Origin of the sequence: Staphylococcus sp. HMSC072H03 (genome assembly GCF_001809305.1) — a bacterium.
GTDB lineage: Bacteria > Bacillota > Bacilli > Staphylococcales > Staphylococcaceae > Staphylococcus > Staphylococcus hominis.
Map to the genome: position 1 here is coordinate 1 of NZ_KV796908.1, position 401 is coordinate 401.

A 401-nucleotide genomic window follows, 5' to 3' on the forward strand; every position below is an offset into this window, starting at 1 on the left:
GCACGTGTATCAACTGAAATGCAAACGGATGGTTACAGTATTCATGGTCAATTAAATCAACTTACAGAGTATTGTCAATTTCAAGGTTATGAAGTCGTTGATGAATATACCGATCGTGGTATATCAGGTAAAACAACACAACGTCCTGAATTACAACGTATGTTAAAAGATGCTAAAGAAGGTAAATTAGATGGTATTATGGTATATAATACTACTCGTTTAGCTAGAAATACCTCAGATTTATTAAATATTGTCGAAGAATTGTATGAGATTAATGTTGAATTTTTTAGTCTAACTGAAAAAATAGAAATTGCGAGCTCCACAGGTAAGTTGATGCTCCAAATCTTAGCGAGCTTCGCAGAATTTGAAAGAAACGTTATTGTAGAAAACGTGTTTAATGG

At 32.9% G+C, this 401-nt stretch carries 1 protein-coding gene; it reads left to right on the top strand.

Annotated elements, in window-relative coordinates:
• A partial coding sequence (locus HMPREF2578_RS08800; RefSeq protein WP_141743951.1) for a recombinase family protein occupies nt 1–401 on the top strand: 401 nt, incomplete at both ends.